Source organism: Anatilimnocola aquadivae (assembly GCF_049819085.1).
Classification (GTDB): domain Bacteria; phylum Planctomycetota; class Planctomycetia; order Pirellulales; family Pirellulaceae; genus Anatilimnocola.
The window spans coordinates 3,081,395-3,102,301 of the sequence record NZ_CP187419.1 but is presented as its reverse complement, the minus strand read 5'-3'; the positions used below and the strand labels follow the sequence as shown (position 1 = coordinate 3,102,301).

Genomic DNA, 20,907 nt, shown 5'->3' with positions numbered 1-20,907 from the left:
ACAAGGTACTCCCCTGTTCCGGTAAGTGTTGCCAAGCCTAGTGCATAAGCCAATAAACCACCGCCGCAGGGGCGGTGGCGTTTTAGTTCGCTGAAGCTACTTCAACTCCTTGAGCAGCGCTTCGATGCCCGCAGTGGCAATCTCCGCATCGTGCTCGCCGGTGCCGCCGCCAACACCAACCGCGCCAATCACTTGGCCATCGACAATAACCGGCACGCCGCCCTTGAGCGTCGTGAACTTGCCGCCGCTTTGACCAGCGGCAATCTGTACGCTCAGGTTCAGCCACACGTCGAGCTCTTTCACGCCTGGCGGAAGTGGCCCGGTCGGCGCACGCAATGTGGCCGAGGCGGTTGCCTTCGTGATGGCCGTGTACAAACTGGCGGGCCGAGCGCCGTCCATGCGATTGAAGGCAATCAAATGCCCTCCGTCGTCAGCGACAGCAATGTTCACCTTCAACTTCAGTTCCTCAGCCTTGACCTTGGCAGCGGCCAGAATTTTCTCCGCCCCGGCGAGTGTCAATTTGAAATGACCGCTGGTGACAAGCGCTTCGCCGCTTTTGGTTTGCGCAACCAACGGAGAGACCGAAGCCGCTAGCATCCACAATGAGAGACACGCAAACGCCAGGCGAAGTGAACTGCACATGATTCTGGACTTTCCAAAACGGGAGAGCGAAACCGATGGTGCCCGATTGTAGCGATCTCTTTTGTCTCCGCCTGCCGTAAGGGCCTACCTTCCCCGAAGCGGCAACTCTTGATACGTTTGGGCGCTAGAAGCACCGATCTTTTCGTTTATTCGTTTCCAACTCTGTGCGCGATCAGCCATGAACAAAGTTCTTCGCCTTCCCAAGCGGTCCGATGTCAAAACTGCCGACACCTGGGACCTTTCCACACTCTGTGCCAGTGAACAGGACTGGGAACAGCAGTTCAAGAAGCTCGAAAAGCTGATCTCGGGCTTCGACAAGTTTCGGGGCAAGCTGGGGGATGGTGCCAAGACGGTGCTGGCCTTTCTGAAGTTCGACGCTGACTTCGATAAGCTGGCCGAAAACGTGGGTGGCTATGCGCACCTGCGTGTTACCGAAGACCAAACGAACAACGCTGCGCAGTCGATGGTCGCCAAGTTTCAGAATCTGGCCACCAAGGCCTCGCAAGCGGCGTCATACTTTCGGCCGGAATTGCTCGCGCTGCCGGAAGCGAAGCTACAAGAGTACCTGGCATCGAAAGAGCTCAAGGCGTGGAAGCTCGTTCTCGAACGGATCATTCGCTACAAGCCACACACGCTTTCACCTCGCGAAGAAGAGATTGTGGCCATGCAGGGCGAGATGGCCGGCGCGGCGAACCAGGCATTCCGTCAATTGCTCGATTCCGACTTGAAGTTCGGCAACGTGAAGGACGAGAAGGGGCAGCAAGTCGAGCTCTCGAACTCGACGTTCATGAAACTGCTCGTTTCGCCCGATCGTAAGGTTCGCAAAACAGCCTTTCATCAATACTACGAGCAGTTCAAAGGACACGAGAACACGCTTGCCGCCACGCTCAATGGCTCGATTCAAAAGGACGTCTACTATTCCAAGGTGCGCGGCTTCACGAGTGCTCGCGAAGGAGCGTTGTTTCCTGACAATGTCCCAACAGCAGTCTACGACAATCTGATTGCCGCGGTGCGCAAGAACCTGCCCGCCGTGCATCAGTACTACGACGTGCGGCGACGCAAGATGAAGCTGAAGGACATTCATCACTACGACACTTACGTGCCGATCCTCAGCGACCTAGAAGTAAAGCGAACCTGGAACCAGGCGGTGAAGCTGGTGATGGAATCGCTGCAGCCGCTGGGGAGCGAGTACTGCAGCGTGCTGGAAGAAGGCTTGCTCGGCCGTTGGTGCGATCGCTACCCAAACCAGGGCAAGAACAGCGGCGCGTTCAGCAGCGGCAACTATACGGGCTATCCGTACATTCTGATGAACTACAAGGAAGACGTGTTCAACGACGTCTTCACGCTCACGCACGAAGCGGGGCACTCGATGCATACCTGGCACTCGGCCAAGCATCAGCCTTATCAGTACTACGGCTACGTGATCTTCGTCGCCGAAGTGGCCAGCACGTTCAACGAGATGCTGCTGAGCCATCACCTCATCAAGCAAGCCAAAGACAAGCGGCAACGAGCTTACCTGATCAATCGCGAAATCGATGACATTCGCGGCACTGTCATCCGCCAGACGATGTTCGCCGAGTTCGAAAAGATCACCCACGCCATGGCCGAAGCGGGCGAACCGCTCACCGTGCAATCGATGCGTTCAGCTTACCGCGATCTGCTCGACGCTTACTTTGGCCCGAACTTCGCCATCGACGAAGATCTGTCGCTCGAATGCTTCCGCATTCCGCACTTCTACCGAGCGTTCTACGTCTACAAGTACGCCACTGGCCTCAGCGCTGCGATCGCGCTCAGCCGCAAGGTGCTCAACGGCGGTCCCGCGGAACTCGCCAGCTATCTCACGTTCCTCAAGGGAGGCTGCTCAAAAGACCCGCTCGACCTGCTCCGCGACGCGGGCGTCGACATGGAAAAACCCGAAGCAGTCGATACCACGCTCGCGCATTTCAACAGCCTGGTGAAGGAACTGGACGAGTTGCTGTAGTTGATCGCGAGTATTCTTATGGGATAACCACTTGCGATATTCGTGTCGCAGCAAGGTGCTGAATGATCACAGTTGAATTCAGCATCTGGCTGGCAAGCAAAACTCGCTGGGCACATCTCACCAAGATGATCGAGATGCAAACAGTCCCGCGCGTGGGCGAGTTTGTGAAATTCAGCAACGCGAAGAATGGCGACTACTTCTCCTGGAAGGTTTCGCAGGTCACCCATCGCGAAAGTGGATCCATCGAAGTCTGGACCGAACTGCTCGACAACATCGACAACCGCGGATTCTCGTTTGAGACTGAAGACGAATTTGACGAATTTTTCCAGTCGTACGTCACGGAGAGTTGGCGATGCGAGCGAGGCATTGGCCCCAACCGCAGGGGCGGCAATTTTTAAGTAAGTACGCCATGCAAGGCACCAGTTTCCTCCGTCGCACTGGGCAGGGCTCTCTTATATCCGGATAGAATGACGGAATGGAACGCAAACAACTTGAAGTGTATTCCGAAGCGTCAAACTACGGCATCGTCAGAATGCCCGGACGTAGCTATCCAGGCTGCGTCATTCAGGGCGACTCCTTGCGCATAGTCCTGCACGAAATTCGAGGAATTGCCCGACTGGCGCAGGGCCACGACAACATCGAACTGCAAGAGTGCATCGCTGACCTGGAAGCGAGTATCGCCGACCGCTTGAGTCATTACCAGGCTGTACTTCGGGAGCATGGAATAGATATTCCTTAACGCTGAGCATTCCTCACAAATGATCGCATCCCCTGGCCCTGGATTCGGCAATCAATCCGGATGAGGCTATAATGACACTGTGAAGCTTGGCTCTCGCCTTTAGGACGCAGAACATGTCCACTGCTGAATTAACCACGCCGCATACTCCCGATTGGTCCCTGCCACCGGTTGAGACACTCGCGCAGTTGGTCTATCAACTGGGCGACGTGCCCCTGGAGAGAATTCTCTCTCAGCCGCCTCTGGGAACCGCGACGGCGGACGATCTGCTCCGCTATATCGACAAAACGAGTCTTGGTTGCGAATTGGTTGACGGCACACTGGTGATGAAGGCCATGGGATACACCGAGTCAGTTCTGGCATCGCTTCTGATTCAGTGGATCAACAACTACCTAGATAGTAATCCGTTGGGCGCTTGTGCCGGTGAACAAGGCTACTGCGAGTTTTTGCCGAAACTCATTCTCGCGCCGGACGTTAGCTTCATGACCAGGGAACGTCTTGCGCTGGCGAAGGGTGATCTCACGTTTGCTCCGGGCGCGCCCGATCTATGTATCGAAGTGCTGTCAAAGTCCAACACGCGGCGCGAAATCAGCCGCAAGATCAAAGAGTATTTCCAGCATGGCTGCCGGCTCGTGTGGGTTTTCGATATCCGCAAGCAGATCGCGGAGGTTTATCTTCAACCGACCGATCCGATTCTTGCGAAACCCGCCGATACCATTGAAGGTCGCGATGTGCTCCCCGGATTTCAATTTGTCCTAGGTGATCTTTTTGCGGCACTTGAAAAGCGCGTCGCTGGCCTCGCCCCGACTGGTAGCGGCAATGACAAATCTACCGGCAGTGCATCGCAATCATGACCGATTCTGCTTGCTCCATCGCGTTAAAGGAATGGGCCGTCATCTGCCGCGCATTGGAAACGGGCAAGCAGACCATTCTGCTGCGTAAAGGTGGGATCGCCGAAGGGGCAGGGGGGTTTCGCGCGGAGCATGATCGCTTCTGGCTCTATCCCACGCAGTTTCATCAAACGGCCGAGCAGTTGACGAGTGACGCAGCATCGCTCTTGATTGAGACCTCTGAATTGCGAACAGCAAGCGGCGAGCTTGTCTTGCGTTCAGTCGCAGTCGTGGAAGAGGTGCATTACCTGACCTCGCTCAAACAGGCACTCGCTCTCAGTGGCCTACACGGCTGGCGCGATGAGGTCGTGCGTCAGCGGTTTGCCTATCGCAAGGCGGGCCTGTTTCTCTTCGTGCTGCGAGTGTTTCGCAGCGAGTTTACGATTCACGTAGCAGAGACTGCCGAGATGGCCGGTTGCAAGTCGTGGGTCGAACTGCCGGCAGCATTGTCCAGCGGCAAATTGGCGCCGGCAATTTCCAACGACGAGTTCGCAGCGGTTCAACAGGCGATTCGCGCGAGGCTCGAAAGTTAGCTGCAGTTAGCAGATTGCTGGTTCCTGCTCGCGCGGCGGTTTATAGTGACGGCACGCTGAGACCGAAGTTTGAATCGCCTCGGCAGCCACCTCCCTGCAAGGATCGCTGATGTTGCGAGCTTGGTTTCTCATCGCTGCTTGTTGCGCGCTCGGTTGGATGAGTCCAGTGGCAACGCGCGCGGCCGATGCACCCGATTTTGATCGCGAAATTGCGCCGTTGCTCGCCGGTCGTTGTCTCGATTGCCACAGCGGCGCCGAGCCCAAAGGCGGACTCGATTTGTCGACCTTCCAGCGGGCAACCAAGGGGGGCGAATCAGGCTCGGGCATTGTTTCCAGTAATCTTGATAAGAGCGAAATCTGGCAGCGAGTCGCAGCCGGTGATATGCCACCCAAAAAGCCACTGCCGGAGAGCGAACGCAAACTGCTACAGGCTTGGATCGAGGCTGGCGCCAAATGGGGCACCGACCCCATCGATCCGTTCCGCTACAGTTCCTCCGCACGAGCCGGTTACGACTGGTGGTCGCTGCAACCGGTGAAGAAGGTAAAGCCTCATGACACGCAGGAAGCAAATCCCATCGATGCGTTCTTGCTGACCAAGCTCAAAGCCCATCAACTCGACTATTCGCCAGCCGCCGATCGCTGCGTGCTCATTCGCCGCTTAACTTTCGATCTCACTGGACTGCCACCAACGCCGGCCGAGATCGAGGCATTTGTCAACGACAAGCGCAAAACCGCTTACGAGCAACTCGTGCAGCGACTGCTCGCGTCGCCCCACTACGGCGAGCGCTGGGCGCGGCATTGGCTCGACGTAGCTCATTTTGGCGAGAGCGACGGCTTTGAGTTCGACCGGATGCGACCGAATGCCTGGCGATATCGCGACTGGGTCATCGACTCACTGAATCGCGATCTTCCCTACGATCAATTCGCTAAGCAGCAGATTGCCGGCGATGTGCTCTACCCGGCCGATCAGGGCGCGATCGTTGCCACCGGGTTTCTCGTCACCGGCGCCTTCGACGGGCTGCTGCCGGCGGGCGATCCAATGCGACAGATCATGCGGCAGGACGAACTTGAAGACATCGTCGGACTCGTTGGGCAATCGTTCCTCGGGCTCACGGTCCACTGCGCGCGATGCCACGATCACAAGTTCGATCCCATTCGCGCCACGGACTACTACAGCCTGGCATCAGCGCTGGCCGGAGTTCGCCGCGGCGAACGTGCCTTGCCCCCCGCGAGCATTCCTAGTGACTTGGTCGAGAAACAGAAATCACTGGAACACGCCTTACAATCGCTCGAAGAGAAGGTCCGCACTGCGATCCTGGCGGAACGAGCATCGCCGGAGAACGCCGAAAAGGCTCCCACGCCCACCGCTGCTTGGGAATTCGACGGCGACGCCAAGGACTCGCGCGGTTCGCTCCACGGCGAGTTGCATGGCGGCGCGAAGATCGAAAACGGTCTGCTCGTCCTCGACGGCAAGGATGACTATGCTTCGACCGCTCCGCTGCCGAAGCGAATACGGGCGAAGACGCTGGAAGTGCTTGTTTGCCTGAATGGTTTGAAGCAGCGGGGTGGTGCAGCGATGACCTTGCAAAAGCTCGACGGCAGTGTGTTCGATGCGATTGTCTTCGGCGAACGCGATCCCGGGCAATGGCTCGCCGGCAGCAACTTTTTTCAGCGGACGACGCCCTTCAATGGCGAGGCAGAGACAGCCGGCGAAAAGGAGTTTGTTCACTTCGCGATTGTCTATGAATCGGAAGGGCTCATCCGGGCGTATCGCAATGGCAAGCCTTACGGCACCGAATACAAATCGCTGGCCTCGACCATGTTCGAAGCCGATGATTCGCAGGTGCTGTTTGGCTTGCGGCACAGTCCGGCAGGCGGAAGCAAACACTTGGCGGCGAGCATCGATCGCGCGGCTCTTTACAACCGGGCGCTCACTGCGCGAGAAGTGGCCATCGCCGCCGGTGTCGCTTCAACGTATGTCAGTGAAGAGGAACTGGTCGCTGAATTGACGCCGACGCAGCAAGATCAGCGGAATCGACTGAAAAAGCAGATCGCGGAGATCAAAGCCAAGCTGGATGTCTTACGCGATCGCAAGACGTTTGCAATTACACCGGTCCAGCCTGAAATTTCACATCTGCTGCTGCGCGGCAATCCGCAGCAGAAGGGACCGGCGGTCAAACCGAGCGGCATTCACAGCGTGTCGACGCAGACGGCCGACTTCGGGCTCGCTGCTAATGCACCTGAAGCTGAACGCCGCAGGAAGTTGGCGGAGTGGATCGCCAGTGAGCAGAATCCGCTCTTTGCGCGGACGATGGTCAATCGTGTGTGGCAGTACCACTTTGGCCAGGGCCTAATTTCGACTCCCAACGACTTGGGATACAACGGCGGCCAGCCTTCACACCCCGAGTTGCTCGACTATCTCGCCAGCGAGTTTGTCACACGCGGCTGGAGCTTGAAGGAGCTGCACAAGCTGATTGTCACCAGCCGGGCCTATCGGCAGGCATCGTTGCCACGGGCCGATGCGATGAAAATCGATGGCAACAATCGGCTCCTCTGGCGATACTCGCCGCGCCGGTTAGAAGCCGAAGCGGTCCGCGATGCCATGCTGATGGTCTCCGGCAAGTTGAACAGCACGGCTGGTGGGCCCAGCTTCAAAGACTTCTTACCGGTGAATCGCAGCGGTACGCAGTTCTATGTCGCCCAAGATTTTGTGGGCCCAGAGTTCGAACGGCGGAGCATCTATCGCATGTGGGCCCGCGGCGGCAAGAATCCGCTGCTGGATACGTTCGATTGCCCGGATCCTTCAACGACAGCGCCCACGCGTGGCAGTACAACGACTCCGCTGCAAGCTCTGTCGCTGCTCAATCACTCCTTCACGTTGCGTATGGCCGATGCCTTTGCCGAGCGACTGCCGCGGGAAGCGGGCAATCAAGTTGATGCGCAGGTGTCACTCGCGTTTTTTCTCGCTACTGGTTCGCCCGCCACGTATGAGCAGAAGCAGGCGAGCGTGAAATTCGTTGAGAAGCACGGCCTGAGTGCCTTTTGCCGTGTACTGCTGAATTCGAACGCGTTTTTGTATGTGGATTAAGGCTACACACGAATGCCAGAAGCTAACACTCGCCGAGATTTTCTCTCTTTCGCCGCGCAGGGAATCGGCGCAACGGCGCTGGCGGCGTTGCTGTCGGAAAGTAACACGGCCCGCGCGGATAAGATTCCCGGGCAGGCCAGCGATCCGCCGCCCCATCATGGGGCAAAGGCCAAACGGGTCATTCACATTTGCTTGTGCGGGGCATACAGCCAACTCGATACCTTCGATTACAAGCCTCAGTTGGCGAAGTATCACGGGCAGCCACTGGGCGGCAGCGAAAAGCCGGATGTCTTCTTTGGCAAGGTCGGCCTGATCCGGCAGAACGACTTTGAGTTCAAGCAGCGAGGTCAAAGCGGGCTGTGGATTTCGGAACTCTTTCCGCACATTGCGAGCGTGGCCGATGAGCTGACCGTCGTTCGCTCGATGGTCGCTGAATCTTCGAGCCATACGCCGGCGACTTTACACGAAAATAGCGGCTTCCGCCTAAATGGCTTTCCCACGCTCGGTTCATGGCTTTCGTACGGCCTGGGCTGCGAAACCGATGAACTGCCGACGTATCTCGTGCTTCCCGATGTGCGCGGACTCCCCTCCGGAGGAACAAGCAACTGGACGCAAGGCTTTTTGCCGGCCCAGCATCAAGGCGTGATGTTTCAGAGCAAGGGGCCGGTGATCAACGACCTGTTTCCGGCGCGCGAGATCTCCGCTGACGTCGAACGAGACAGTCGCGAACTGCACGCGCTGCTGAACCGCACCAATCGCGCCGAGCGCGGCGATAGCGATGAATTGCTGGCTCGCATGCGCGCCTATGAGATGGCCGCCAAGATGCAACTGGCAGTACCGCGCGTGACAGACCTGTCGCAAGAGACGGCGACGACTAAAAGCGAGTACGGTCTCGAACGCGAAGAGACTCGCGACTTTGGCCGCAGCTGTTTGCTGGCCCGGCGATTGATCGAACAGGGCGTGCGCTTCGTGCAGTTGTTCTCCGGCGGCTCGTTCGGTTCACCTCGCATCAATTGGGATGGCCACGAAGATACCAAAGCCAATCACACGGCCGAAGCGATTCGCATTGATCAACCGGTGGCTGCTCTGGTACGTGATCTGCGCCAGCGAGGTTTGCTGGAAGATACCTTGTTGCTATTCACAACAGAGTTCGGTCGCACGCCGTTCACACAGGCTGGTTCCGGCGAACTCGGTAAAGGTCGCGACCATAACCAGTATGGGTTTTCCATCTGGGCCGCCGGTGCTGGATTGAAGCCAGGAATCGCGTATGGCAACACCGACGACATCGGCTGGAAAGCCGTTGAAAACCCCGTTGCCTGGCATGACTTTCATGCCACGGTGCTGCATCTGCTAGGCATCAATCACGAACGGCTGACGTTTTATCACAACGGCATTCAGCGCCGCCTGACCAATGTGCATGGGCACGTGGTGAAAGGCATTCTCGCCTGACCGCGATTACTTCGGCGCGGCTTCACGGCAGATCAGCAGACGTTGTTCACCGCCGAGACGACCAGCGCCGATCGCGTCGATCAGCAGGCGGTACTCGGAAGCAACGGCGGGCATGGTGAACTCAATAGTCACCGTGCCGTCGGGCTCGGTCGCCGAGAGAGGCCGCCAGAAGAGCGAACTGGGCAAGCTGGTTTCGTCGGCTGGTTGACCAGCCAGCGCGCGGCCATCGATGGGCGAGGCAGCAGCCAACGGTGCGTTGGCTGCCTTGGCCATGGGTGCAGAGAACGCCCGAATTCCGGCTGATGGCTGGTCGGCGGCATCCGCTTGTGCGAGCTGCCCACGACCACCCTGTTGCTCACCATTCTGTAACCGAGCCTCGGCCATCTTCTCTTGATTGCCGCGGCGCACGTCATCTTTCAATACTTGAGGAGCTAACAGCGGCGCGGGTGGCGCCATGGCGGCTGGAGCACTGGGCGGAAGGCTGCCCCCCAGACCACCGCCAGCATAGCCACCGGGTGTGCCCGGGGCGGGAACGGCCCCGTTCGTCGCTGCTTCGAGTGGTGCCTCCGGTGCGGGAGCGATGGCGGTGCGCTTCAGCAACTCGCCTTCGACAGCATCCTTCAGCTCGAAGGTCTCGACTGCTGGGGGCGAAGCTACTTCGTCACGAGCCATCTGAGTTTCTGCAAAGGGTTCCACCTGGGCAATCTGCACGCCAGCGGGTGAAGCATCCGAGGGGACAAAACGCGTGAGCCCAATCACCAGCGTGAGGAGCGAAACAGAGATAGCTGGCACCCACACGAGCGGGCGAACTGGCCGACGCAAGGCAAACAGCAGGCCCAGCAGCACCAACATCGCGCCGCCCGAGTAGGCGAGCACTTTGCCAATCGTTTCAAACCGAGGGGAATGTTGGCCTGCCACAACATTTTCGACAACGACCTTGTGACGCAAACCATCGATAACTTCGGCGCGATTATCAGCGAGTACTATCGTCGCGGGAACAGAATCCACGGCGAATTGCTGAGCGTCGAAGGGCTGGTGACTCAAGGCATCGGCAGGCGGAATACTCGCAGCAGCCTTTTCGCCCGTCGCTCCACCGGCATTTGCGGCCAGGGGAGCCGCCAGTTGCCGCTGTTCGAGTGCTCTGTTCTGTTGCAGGTTGGCACCAAAGGCTAAATGATTCTCAGCCATTGATTCGGTCGACACTTCTCCCTTAGCAAACTCGCCACGAGCAAACGAATCGGCGAGCAGCAGCGGTTCTTGAATCTGCTGCACGGCCGTTTCTTCCCACACGCGCACACCGAGCGACGCGGGAGCAGCACGCCCTTCCTCATCGGTTACTCGAAACTTCAATTGCACACGTTCGCCGGGGACATAGCCGTCCTTTAAACCTTCGACGACAATCTGCAGCCCACGAGCCGATGGGCGCTGAACTTCTTTGCGCAGAATGGGGGTCGTAGCATCCGTCTGGCGATAAAATTCCAAGCTGACCAGACCTTCCACCTCGGGCGGCAAATCCACCGCTCGTCGCTCGGCCAGTTGGCGAGCCGTCAATTCCTGACGAGCTACCACGGCATTCCCTTGGCGAGCCACTACAATCAACGACTCAGCCGCCAGTTGCTCGGGAATTTGCAAATCGTTGCTGGTGTCATTCAAAACTGCCGCGATCGCGGGCTTTGCCTCGGCGAACTTATCTTCAGAACCAACGGCGGTCCCAGCGGACTTCATTTTGGCCTGCATCGCTGCGCCCAGCTGACCATCGACGCGGTCATTGGCAATTGCACCTTCCGCCGGCTTGTTGGGATCTGCAGGCGTTGCCGAGAACGGCTTGGTACGCACCATTGAGCGGGCATCGCGTAACTCGATGTCAGCCGTGGCAGCAGCCTTTGGTTCAGCCGGCTTTGGTTCCGCCAGTTCTGGTTCGCTCTGCTTTGGTTCACCTCGGTTGGCACGCTGCAGCGGCGCTGGCGCAGCGGGAGCAATTTGAAGCTCAGCTGGAGCGGGCGGAGGCGGAGCCTGTTCGGGCGCGGGCGTTGCGGCGGGTGCAATACCAGGCCTCATCGACGGCGCTGGAGCCGGCGGAGCTAACCCCGGTGCTGCACCACCAAACGCTTGGGGCTGAGGACTATCAGTTTTGGCACGTTCCAATTCGCTCGCGCCACCCGGGCCAGCTGGTGCGGCGAGCGGAGCAGGGGCCATCATCCGGCTGGCCTTTCGCTCCACTTCGCCAGCTTTGCGGACTCGCTCGCCCGCACCTTGCTGGGCGGGGTCCGTTGGAGCGGGCGCGCCTCGCGCAGCCGCATTACCGGCTAACAAATTGCCGCCGGCGTCACCGCCTGGTAACAACGAACCACGATCAAGGTCCTGCTGCTTTTCAGTGTTGCCATCGGCCATCCCTTTGGCCAAGCCACCACCTTCAGCAACCTGAGCTTTGGCCATTTCTTTGAGCGGCGCAACTTCGCGGCGGCGCATGGCCAAGCCATCGATCGCCCGCTCGGACTGTTTGAACCGTCCCTGCACGACACCCGTCGCTGGGTCGGTCGTCCACTGCGAATCGGCGCTGCCGTCGCTGAGTTTTTTCTCGATCTTCAGGTCAGCGCCAGCGGGGGCCTGTGTCTCTTTCGAGAACTGACCCACGCGCAGCTGGACGAAGCCCACTTGCTCGCCAGGCTGAGCAAACGGCTTTTCCATCAGCATGAAGGTGCGATTCGGTTCGGCGGCCAGTGGCAACTCGGTCGAGAGAGAGCCCGAACTTTCTGCTTCGCTGGTGGCGGCCGCAGTGACGGGCGAGATCTGAAGGCGAACTCCTTTCTTCAAACCAGCGCCGGGTAACTCGACCGTACTGTGACCAGCGGCGGTGGTGTTTACTTTGCGGCTGAAAACTTCGTGCCCAGCCGCATCGACCAGACGCACATCGAGTTCCGCTGGCCGCGGATTGTCTTGCTGATCGCGCGTTTCGATTTCGATATTGCCGGTCAAACCTTCGGTCAACGGTGCGGTGGTTTGCACCTTGGTAAAGAAAGCTTCAGGCTGCAAAGCGGGTTGCTCGGCCCCCGTGTTCATGGCCACGGGCGAAAGCAAGCTCGGTTGATACAGGGCATAGCCCAGCAACAAGAGGAGCGCGGTCGTACCGGCCACGGCGAGCCAGTTGGTTGCCGAGTTGTTCCGGGAGGTTGGTTGGTGCGTGGACGAATGAGAATAAGTTTTGGAACCGGGACGATTGCGCGGGCGACGTTCTTCTTTGGTGACGGAAGTTGGACCCGTGGAGATGTGGAGCGGCGAATCGTGTACACGCGCTGCCGACGCGACCAGATCTGCCTGCAAGCGCACTTCGGCATAGAGCCGGGCAACAGCGGGATCCGATTTGATTTGGGTTCGCAGCGCGGCTTCGACGTCGGGATCGAGCAGGCCGTAGGCCATGTCCCAAAGTTGCTGCTTCAGTTCGTCGTTGGTATTCATCGTGCCTGACATTCCTGCTGAGTGCCTCACCCGTCCTGGGTCCTGCACTTAGCTGCAAATTCCTGTTGCGCTCATTCCATCATTCGTCTGGCGTCATCCCTCGGCCAGCACTTCTCGCAATCTTGTCAGGGCGAGCCTCATGCGCGTCTTCACCGTGCCCGAGGGAATTCCCAGGGTCTCGGCGATTTCTTCGTACGTAAGGTCGCCATTCTGCCGTAGCAGAAAGACTTCTTTTTCTTCGTCGCGCAACGTCTGCATCGCGGTGCGCAGCCGATGCAGTCGTTCGTCGTGTTCCACAATTTCGTCCGGCCGTTGTTCGTGTCCCGCCAGAGAATTCTCATCCTCGGGCAAGCCCTGGCGTTTTCGTCGCCAAGCGGTTTCGCGCAGGTCGCGTCCGGTGTTGAGCGCAATCCGAAAGATCCAGGCTTTGAGATTTTGAACCTCGGCTACCTGGTCCTGATGCTTCCAACACTTGAGAAACGCTTCTTGCAGGGCATCGCGCGCATCCTCCAGATTCCCCACCAGGTAAAACAGCGTGCCGAGCAATTCCGATTGGTGGAGCGCAAACGCGTCCTCCAACGGTCTTACCGGGCGCGTAGCCGGCTGGACCGCAGTATCGCTGCACACAGCTTTGCGGGAGGGGGATGCCACACTCATGCCTTGTAGAAATAGACGACGCGCCAGCACGTTTTGATTTGTGCCCACTCGTTTTTTAGCAGAAACGGGGCAGGGGATGGGAGGGAAGTTCTCTGGTAGTAAGGATTTGGGGGCTGGGGGAGGTGCGGAGTTCGGATTGCGGAACGCGGAGTGGGGGAGTCGGGATTTGGGGGCCGGGGTTCGGAAGTCAGGGGTCAGGATTCAGATGTCGGGGGCGAGGTCGGGCTGGCGGGTTAGCGCAAGGAGGGGCAAGTAGCAATCGAGGGCTGACCAGAAGTTTTTGGAAAATATCGTCGGACGCGTGACCTAACTAGTCAACGACATCGTTACTATTCAGTACGCAGTTACGCACCAAATACGCAACAATACGCCATCTGTTTGCTGGCTGTTCTGAGGCAGGTTGGAAGCGGCGGGCCATAGCAATTTCGATTGAGAGGGGACGAACAATGACCAACGACTTACGACCTCTGCGCAGACCTGTTCAGGCGGTGCAGAATGGTTATCAAACGGTTATCAGGAAAGCCAGTGATTCCGATGCGTCTGGAATCGCAAAGCATTTCCAGTATTCAACTTATTGTGCGCGATTACTGCGATTCGAATCGCTCAAAAAGTTATCACCCAACCGTCTGGAATGGGGGTGTTCAGGCGAGTTGCAGATTCGATCAGGACTGTTCACAGAAGTGGCCGCTCGGCCCTCGAAGGAAACGCATCGCTTAAACCGCCGATGCTGCCCTGTTCAAACGGTGTTGAGCGGCTATCAAACTGGTTATCAGCTGACCGCCGTTGATAACGACTTTGAGCGTCGCAACGCATTGAAGGCGAACCACTTATCGCCTGTGATTGCCGTGAAAAAGTTCGCGCGAAAAGTTATCAAAACTGGTTATCAAGGGCCTGTTCAAGGTTTGCTGGATCGGCTGGCTAGTGCAAAAGCCAATGAACCACCGCCGCAGGGGCGGTGGCGTTTGAGGAGGGAGTAGCTAACTCCCGACTCCCGATCTCCGAACTTCCCACTCCCCCCTAATCGTCCGGCAGGCGATAATGATCCCCATGTGGCCACAACCAGAACCAACGCAAGATCTACTCGCCGGTGCCCAACAGGGAGATGCCGATGCGGTGAACCGTTTGATGGACCGCCATCGCGACTCGCTCCGTCGCATGGTGCAGATGCGGCTCGACCATAAGGTGCAGCGGCGAGTCGACGTGAGCGACGTCGTGCAGGATGTGCTCGTCGAGGCGAATCGCCGGCTGCAGGATTACATCAGCAATCCGATCATGCCATTTCACCTGTGGCTGCGGCAGATTGCCCAGGACCGAATCATCGATGCCCATCGGAGGCACCGAGGTTCGGCCAAGCGGAGCGTCGATCGCGAGCAGCCGATGCTGGTAGCCGGTGCCGACGATCACTCGACGATGCAACTGGTCGCCCAGTTGTGCGATCCGCAAATGACACCCGCCGCCGCCGCAACGCAGGCGGAAATGGTGAAGGCAGTCGAAGCAGCGATCACCAGGCTGCCCGATCAAGACTGCGAGATCATCATCATGCGGCATTTCGAGCAGTTATCGAATCAAGAGATTGCCCAAGCTTTGAGTTTGAGCGAACCTGCGGCGAGCATGCGATATTTGCGGGCGATTAAGCGATTGAAAGTGTTGCTCAACGACCCAGCTTCCGTCATCGATGAAGGGGCCGAGTAGTTTGCTCGCAACGGCATGATCCAACCTTCGCCCCAAGACATCGCAGCGAATGAGCACGAAGAGCAACTGGCCATGCTCATCGCGAATCTGGCAGACCGCGCGCAGCAGGGCGAGCAAATCGATCTCGAAGGGCAATGTCGGGAGCATCCCAAGTTTGCAGCGGACCTGCGCGAGTTATGGGGCGCCGTGATCGTCGCCCAGGTGGCGGGCAAGAGTTCGTCGATTGCCGAAACGATCGCACCGAGCAGACAGGATTCATCGAACGGTTCGTTGGAGTTGCCCAGCCAGCTAGGCGATTACGAACTGCTGGAAGAGCTTGGTCGCGGCGGGATGGGAGTTGTGTTTCGCGCGCGGCAAGAGAGTCTGCATCGCGAAGTGGCGATCAAGATGATCTTGCGCGGTCAACTCGCGCGTCAGGCAGAACGCGAACGGTTTCAGGCTGAAGCTCAGGCCGCCGCCAAGCTGGATCATCCGGGCATTGTGCCGGTGTATGAAGTGGGCGAGATCGAAGGCCGTCCGTACTTCAGCATGAAGTTCATCCGCGGCACCACGCTCGCCCAGCGACTGAGCGAAGGGCCCATGCATCCGCGCGAGGCAGCAAAGTTGCTCGTCGCGGTGGCCCGGGCCATTCATTTTGCCCATGAGAAGGGCGTGCTGCATCGAGACCTGAAGCCGTCGAACATTCTGCTCGATGAACAGGGAATGCCGCACGTCACCGACTTCGGCCTGGCGAAGCAGATCACCGACGATGCCAGCTTAACCAAGACCGGCGCGATTCTCGGCACGCCCGCATACATGGCTCCCGAACAGGCTGCCGGCAATCGCGGACAAGTGGGCCCGACCAGCGATGTGTATAGCCTAGGAGTGGTGCTGTATCACATGCTCACCGGTCGGCCGCCGTTTCAAGGTGCGTCGCCGGTCGAAACCGTGCTGATGGTGCTCGAGCAAGATCCCGTGCCGCCGCGAATGCTCAATCAGCACGCCGACCGCGACTTGGAAATGATCTGCCTGCGCTGTTTGCAAAAGCCGACTGACCTGCGCTATGCCTCGGCCGCGGCACTCGCGCGCGATCTTGATGCCTACCTGAACGACGAAAGCATCAGCGCCCGCAGCGGACGATTCGCCCAGGTGCTCGCCGGTTGGATGCGCGAAACGCATCACGCGCAAGTTCTCGAAAACTGGGGCCTGCTGTGGATGTGGCACAGCCTGGTGCTCTTTTTAGTTTGCTGCCTGACGAACGTGCTGGAATTATCGGGCGATACAAATCGCTGGCACTACTTCCTGTTGTGGACAGCCGGGCTGGGAACTTGGGCTGCGGTCTTCTGGGCCTTACGCCGGCGAATGGGGCCCGTGACGTTTGTGGAACGGCAGATTGCGCATATCTGGGCCGGCAGCATGATCAGCATCGCGCTACTCTTTCCGCTCGAATACAAACTGGGGCTCGATGTCCTTGAGCTTTCGCCGATGCTGGGCATCATCAACGGCATGGCCTTTCTCATCAAAGCGGGCATGCTCACTGGGGCCTTCTATGTGCAGGCGATCGCGCTGTTCGCCACCGCCGCGTTGATGGCCCAATTTCCTGAGTACGCTCACTTTATCTTCGGTGCGGTCGCCGCAGCTTGCTTCTTCTTTCCCGGCATGAAGTACTATCGCCAACGCCTGCGAGCGCTGCTGGCGGCGATTCGGAAGGGAGCGATAGCGGAGGGGAGTAGTTGAGGACAAGGCTGGCCGACGAGGCCAAGCGGAACAGCTAAGATACGGGTAGTTGAGCAATCACCGAGTACGAACATGAACGCAATCATTCCCACTCCCCGCGAGTTTGTCGAAACACTGAGTCAATTTCGTTTTCCGCCGGTAACAGACGCACACCTGCAGACTCTGATGGATCTAAATAACGATGGCAAATTGTCTCCCACACAGCGTGAAGAGCTTGCTGGACTTGTCGAAATGAGCGAGACGATGTCGCTGGTGCGAGCACAAGCGCTCGACCTACTACGCTGTACTGTTCCAACCGCCCTTGACCCAACTCTCGGCACAGCGTAACTTTAAAGCTCACCTTGACCTCTGGTGTAACGGTAGCACGAATGATTCTGGATCATTTAGTCATGGTTCAAATCCATGGAGGTCAACTTTGATCGGAATCAAGCCCTTCGGCGAAAACGTCGAAGGGCTTTCTCTTTGTGGTGACTAGGTTTACGTCGCTAAGTGTGCGGTTCAAACACACCAAATCCAAGATCTCGCGACGAATCAAGTTGTTTGAACCGCGCCAACGCTCGCTGGCGTTTTGGGTGAAGTCGTAAATCGCCAAGGCAACCTCACCGCGAATGCAGTCTGCACCGCCAACCGTGGCCAGAGACTCGTCCACTTGCGCCTGTTGCGCCTTGAGTTCGTTCGTTTTGGATTTGTAGATGGCCTCGTCGATCGAGCCCGCGAGATAGGCATTGAGCAGGCGGTCCTGCATCGCCGCCAACTCACTCCTCCGCTTTGCCAGCGATATCGTGCTCCGCTTCCGGTCTACGGTCAAATCCTTGATGGCTTCACCAAGCAGGCTGCGAAACCAACTCGCAAGTGCGGGAGCGAATCGCATCTTTGCCAAATCTTCAGTGATGGCCTGTTCGAGCGCATCCGACTTCCAGCGAACGGTGGGATGATCCGGGCCCGGATGATTGTTCGCGCAGCGGTAGTAGACGTGTTCGCGGATCCCTCCCCCAGCCAGTTTCCGACGAATACGCTCTCCGGTAATGGACTGGCCACAGTACGCGCACCGCAACAAACCGCCTGCCAGAGGGTGCTCAGGAGAACCGGTACGACGATTCCGGCCATTTAAGACATCTTGGCAGGCGTCGAAGGTGGAGCGGTCGATCAGTCGTTGATACTTGCCCTCAAAGACGTTCCCGTTTCTGTGCAATTCGCCAACGTAGAAGCGGTTGCTCAGGATGTGAGACAATCCGGTTCGCTGAAAACGCGGCTGAGAGCGTTGGAAGACATGTCCTTCGCGCTCTAACGCTTCACCGAGCGACTTAAAAGTGTGCCCGCCTGTCGCGTACAGATTGAATAAGCGCACGAGGGTTAGGGACTTTTCGGGGTGTGGCTGGACTGGCTCATCCGGGTCTTCCACATTGACATATCCAAAGGGTGCCGGACCACTGGGCCAGCCTTGACGTACCTTCTCGTCGATTCCTTTGATCACTTCCGAACGCAAATTGTCGCTGTAGTACTGGGCAACCGCGGCCATCACGTTGAACGACAACGCTCCGGCGGCACCGGGGCCGAACTGGTTATCGACGAACGCCAATTGGACACCGCAGCTGTCTTCGAGTTCCTGAAGGCGGACAGCGTCTCGCATGTTGCGGCACACGCGGTCGAGCTTATGGCTAAGGATCGCCTTGATTTTCTCCCGTTTGGCGTTTGCTTTGACCCAGGCGAACATTTGGTTGAAAACGAGGCGTTCAGCTCCTCGCTTGGCAGATTCCGCCACCACGAACTCGCGGGTGACGTGCCAGCCATTGGCGCTCGCCCGTTCACGGTTTACTCGCAACTGAGCATCGAGCGAATAACCTTCCTTTTGCTCACGGGAAGAAACACGTGCCCAAACAACAACATTCATGTTCGTCGCTTCTCCTCTTCGGCATGCAATAGGATTTCAGCGAGCCGGCGGACGTTCATGAGTATTTCAACCGCCTCGTCATCACTGATCACTCGGCCATAGGCCTTAGACCACACCCGACGAGCTTCGCTGATGCGTTCGTCCGACAGCCACTGAGTTGACAGCGGCCGTGCTCCATCTGGACCGGGCTCGTGACCATGATGCCCGGTTGTGCCCGAAAGTCCAGCTAGTTCTCGAAAGAGCGCCACAGAAGAATTCTCCCCGCGAGCGGAACGGGAAACGGCCTGGATCCCGGAATGCTCTTCGAAGGAAATTGTCGGCGCCGATTATGGACATGTCTGTGGACACCTACCCGCGCAGGCAAAACACATATGCGCGCATGTCCATAATCGTCCTGCGCATATGCGCGCATCTGACTTTTCTTTGTCCGTATTCCCGGAACTCGATTGGTTCGTAGGATTTCCAGATAGTAGCGGGAACCTGTCATGCCGCGAGCTGGTCGCTTCGGAAAGTGGACAGTACGCGAGTTTTTCCCGGCGGCAATTGGATCAAACTCGATTCTTTCCCCTATGGGAATGAATAGCGGAAAGAATACGCCTAACGCCCCAGTCAGTCACCGAGGTGACCGTGAAGCCTAGTATTGCAAACGGTCGTAATCTGGCGAGGTACTCGGCGGCGAACGGTTTTGCTGCGTTGTATGACGCACGAGCGGAAAGGCAGGTCGCAGGAATTGCGATCTTGCGGCACTCCCTCTTGGCAATCGTCCAGAACGGGCTGAAGGCATTCCACTTCGCCGATCTTGCCTGCCGGGCCTGCTATGCCACAGGTTTAGAAATGCTTCGGGAGTCGATGCCGGAAGATCCAGTGCTGTTCGAGGCGAGGCTGAAGCACCACACAGACGAAGCCATCAGCACCGCGTACTTGTCACGACTCGCAAACGAAGTGCAATCGATAGCGCATCTTTCGCACTATTCAGATTTGGTGACTGAGAAATTTGAGTTGCGGCAACGTCATGAGCACGCCGTCACAACCCAGCACATGACAATCGACGGTTCGTCGCTTCAAGACATCGACTCGCACTTGAGACTGTTTGTTACCTCGCGCGAACGTGCGACCGCACGAATCGGGAGTTTTGCACAAATGGCATGCAAAGACACCAACCAGATGTTGCGACATGTAGTAATCGAGGGCATCGTCCGCGAAGGCGAAACCATCAACATTGTCAGCGATAGCAAGGTTGGAAAGACCTGGTTTGTTCACGGCTTGGCCCTCTCGATCTGTGCTGGTGTCGAATGGCTTGGGTTTCCCATTTCGCAGGGAAAAGTGCTGCTGCTCGACAACGAACTCCATGAGCCAACGTTGGTGCATCGCATTCGCCAGATCGCTGGGACACTGCGGCTCGATGAATCGACCTTCGCCGAACGACTAGACGTCGAGTGCTACCGAGGTCGCCTGACCGATATTCACGGTGTGGTGGAGCGACTGAAGCGGACTACGCCTGGATCCTACAAAGCAGTTATTCTCGACAGTCTCTATCGATTTGCACCCAAAGGATTCGACGAAAACAGCAATGCTCACACGACCGAATTGTACAACCTCATCGACTCTGCCGCCGCGCATCTTGGCTGCGCAATCGTTTGCGTGCGGCATACCAGTAAGGGTAGTCAAAGCAACAAAAGCGTAACTGACACCGGCGCCGGAGCGGGTGCACAATCGCGAGCGGCGGACTGTCACCTTGTCCTGCGAGCTCATGAGGAAGAGTCCGCCTTTGTCGTAGCGGCCGCATTACGTTCGTTTCCAAAGATGGAACCGTTCACGGTTAAGTTTGAATGGCCTGTGTTCTTCCGGGCTCCAGAGCTCGACCCCACGCTGCTTGCTCCGGATAAGCCACGGAAGAGCAAGACGCCGCACCCTGAGGCGCTACTAGAACCTTCATGGAACGCCCAGCAGTTTGCCAGCGATTTCGTTACCTCGCAGCCACAGTCGCAAGCGACCATCATCTCCGCGGCCGTCAAAGCCGGACTGTCAGAACGAAGGGCGGGCGCTTTGCTCAAGTCTGCCACGGACTCTCGCCTAGCCTTCCTTTGGCAGGGCAGTGATCGTCGGCAGAAGGCGTTTGCTAATCGTCCGCAGACAACATTGGGAATGGTTTCGGAGTCCGCTGAATGAGGGGAGT

Annotated in this window: 16 protein-coding genes; 12 read left to right on the top strand and 4 right to left on the bottom strand. The window is 58.0% G+C overall.

What is annotated here, in order from left to right:
* Positions 1–96 precede the first annotated feature (96 nt).
* Entirely contained in the window at positions 97–642 is a 546-nt protein-coding gene (locus tag NA78x_RS12540) for a GlcG/HbpS family heme-binding protein (protein ID WP_425618793.1), read from the bottom strand.
* Between the two features lie 178 nt (positions 643–820).
* On the opposite strand from NA78x_RS12540, the gene pepF reads away from it, so the two are divergent.
* The 7 genes from pepF to NA78x_RS12505 all read left to right on the top strand — a co-directional run bounded on the left by pepF (position 821) and on the right by NA78x_RS12505 (position 9,319).
* On the top strand, positions 821–2,623 hold the full coding sequence (gene pepF, locus NA78x_RS12535; protein ID WP_425618792.1) for an oligoendopeptidase F: 1,803 nt from the start codon (positions 821–823) through the stop codon (positions 2,621–2,623).
* Positions 2,624–2,685: 62 nt separating this feature from the next.
* Positions 2,686–3,021, top strand: a complete 336-nt coding sequence (locus NA78x_RS12530) for a hypothetical protein (RefSeq protein ID WP_425618791.1) — start codon at positions 2,686–2,688, stop codon at positions 3,019–3,021.
* A gap of 77 nt (positions 3,022–3,098) precedes the next feature.
* Positions 3,099–3,362 carry a DUF6959 family protein gene (locus NA78x_RS12525; RefSeq protein WP_425618790.1) on the top strand — a complete coding sequence of 88 codons (264 nt, stop codon included), beginning with the start codon at positions 3,099–3,101 and terminating at the stop codon, positions 3,360–3,362.
* 113 nt (positions 3,363–3,475) lie between these two features.
* Positions 3,476–4,213, top strand: a complete 738-nt coding sequence (locus NA78x_RS12520) for a Uma2 family endonuclease (protein WP_425618789.1) — start codon at positions 3,476–3,478, stop codon at positions 4,211–4,213.
* Complete coding sequence (locus tag NA78x_RS12515; RefSeq protein WP_425618788.1) at positions 4,210–4,782, top strand: DUF1802 family protein; 573 nt, start codon at positions 4,210–4,212, stop codon at positions 4,780–4,782. Before NA78x_RS12520 ends, NA78x_RS12515 begins: the two co-directional genes overlap by 4 nt.
* 109 nt (positions 4,783–4,891) lie before the next feature.
* Entirely contained in the window at positions 4,892–7,870 is a 2,979-nt protein-coding gene (locus tag NA78x_RS12510) for a DUF1553 domain-containing protein (RefSeq protein WP_425618787.1), read from the top strand.
* Between the two features lie 12 nt (positions 7,871–7,882).
* On the top strand, positions 7,883–9,319 hold the full coding sequence (locus NA78x_RS12505; protein ID WP_425618786.1) for a DUF1501 domain-containing protein: 1,437 nt from the start codon (positions 7,883–7,885) through the stop codon (positions 9,317–9,319).
* Positions 9,320–9,325: 6 nt separating this feature from the next.
* Here the strand turns inward: NA78x_RS12505 and NA78x_RS12500 are convergent, their stop codons facing one another.
* The gene (locus NA78x_RS12500) at positions 9,326–12,775 is read right to left on the bottom strand and encodes a hypothetical protein (RefSeq protein WP_425618785.1); all 3,450 of its coding nucleotides are present in this window, start codon (positions 12,773–12,775) and stop codon (positions 9,326–9,328) included.
* Positions 12,776–12,868: 93 nt separating this feature from the next.
* A complete protein-coding gene (locus tag NA78x_RS12495) occupies positions 12,869–13,354 on the bottom strand; it encodes an RNA polymerase sigma factor (protein WP_425618784.1) in 486 nt (161 codons plus the stop codon).
* Between the two features lie 524 nt (positions 13,355–13,878).
* Between NA78x_RS12495 and NA78x_RS12490 the strand changes: the two genes are divergently transcribed.
* From NA78x_RS12490 to NA78x_RS12475, 4 genes are all read left to right on the top strand, one after another.
* The gene (locus NA78x_RS12490; RefSeq protein WP_425618783.1) at positions 13,879–14,409 is read left to right on the top strand and encodes a hypothetical protein; all 531 of its coding nucleotides are present in this window, start codon (positions 13,879–13,881) and stop codon (positions 14,407–14,409) included.
* Positions 14,410–14,479: 70 nt separating this feature from the next.
* Entirely contained in the window at positions 14,480–15,124 is a 645-nt protein-coding gene (locus tag NA78x_RS12485) for a sigma-70 family RNA polymerase sigma factor (RefSeq protein ID WP_425618782.1), read from the top strand.
* Positions 15,125–15,139: 15 nt separating this feature from the next.
* Positions 15,140–16,840 (top strand): serine/threonine-protein kinase, encoded by a 1,701-nt coding sequence (locus tag NA78x_RS12480; RefSeq protein WP_425618781.1) that lies wholly within the window; start codon positions 15,140–15,142, stop codon positions 16,838–16,840.
* 72 nt (positions 16,841–16,912) lie between these two features.
* A complete protein-coding gene (locus tag NA78x_RS12475; RefSeq protein WP_425618780.1) occupies positions 16,913–17,167 on the top strand; it encodes a hypothetical protein in 255 nt (84 codons plus the stop codon).
* An 82-nt stretch (positions 17,168–17,249) separates the two neighbouring features.
* Here NA78x_RS12475 and NA78x_RS12470 read toward each other — a convergent pair whose 3' ends face one another.
* Positions 17,250–18,731: a recombinase family protein gene (locus NA78x_RS12470; protein ID WP_425618779.1), complete on the bottom strand. Its 1,482-nt coding sequence runs from the start codon at positions 18,729–18,731 to the stop codon at positions 17,250–17,252.
* Positions 18,732–19,352: 621 nt separating this feature from the next.
* On the opposite strand from NA78x_RS12470, the gene NA78x_RS12465 reads away from it, so the two are divergent.
* Positions 19,353–20,900, top strand: coding sequence for an AAA family ATPase (locus tag NA78x_RS12465; RefSeq protein WP_425618778.1), 1,548 nt, complete (start codon positions 19,353–19,355; stop codon positions 20,898–20,900).
* Positions 20,901–20,907 lie beyond the last annotated feature (7 nt).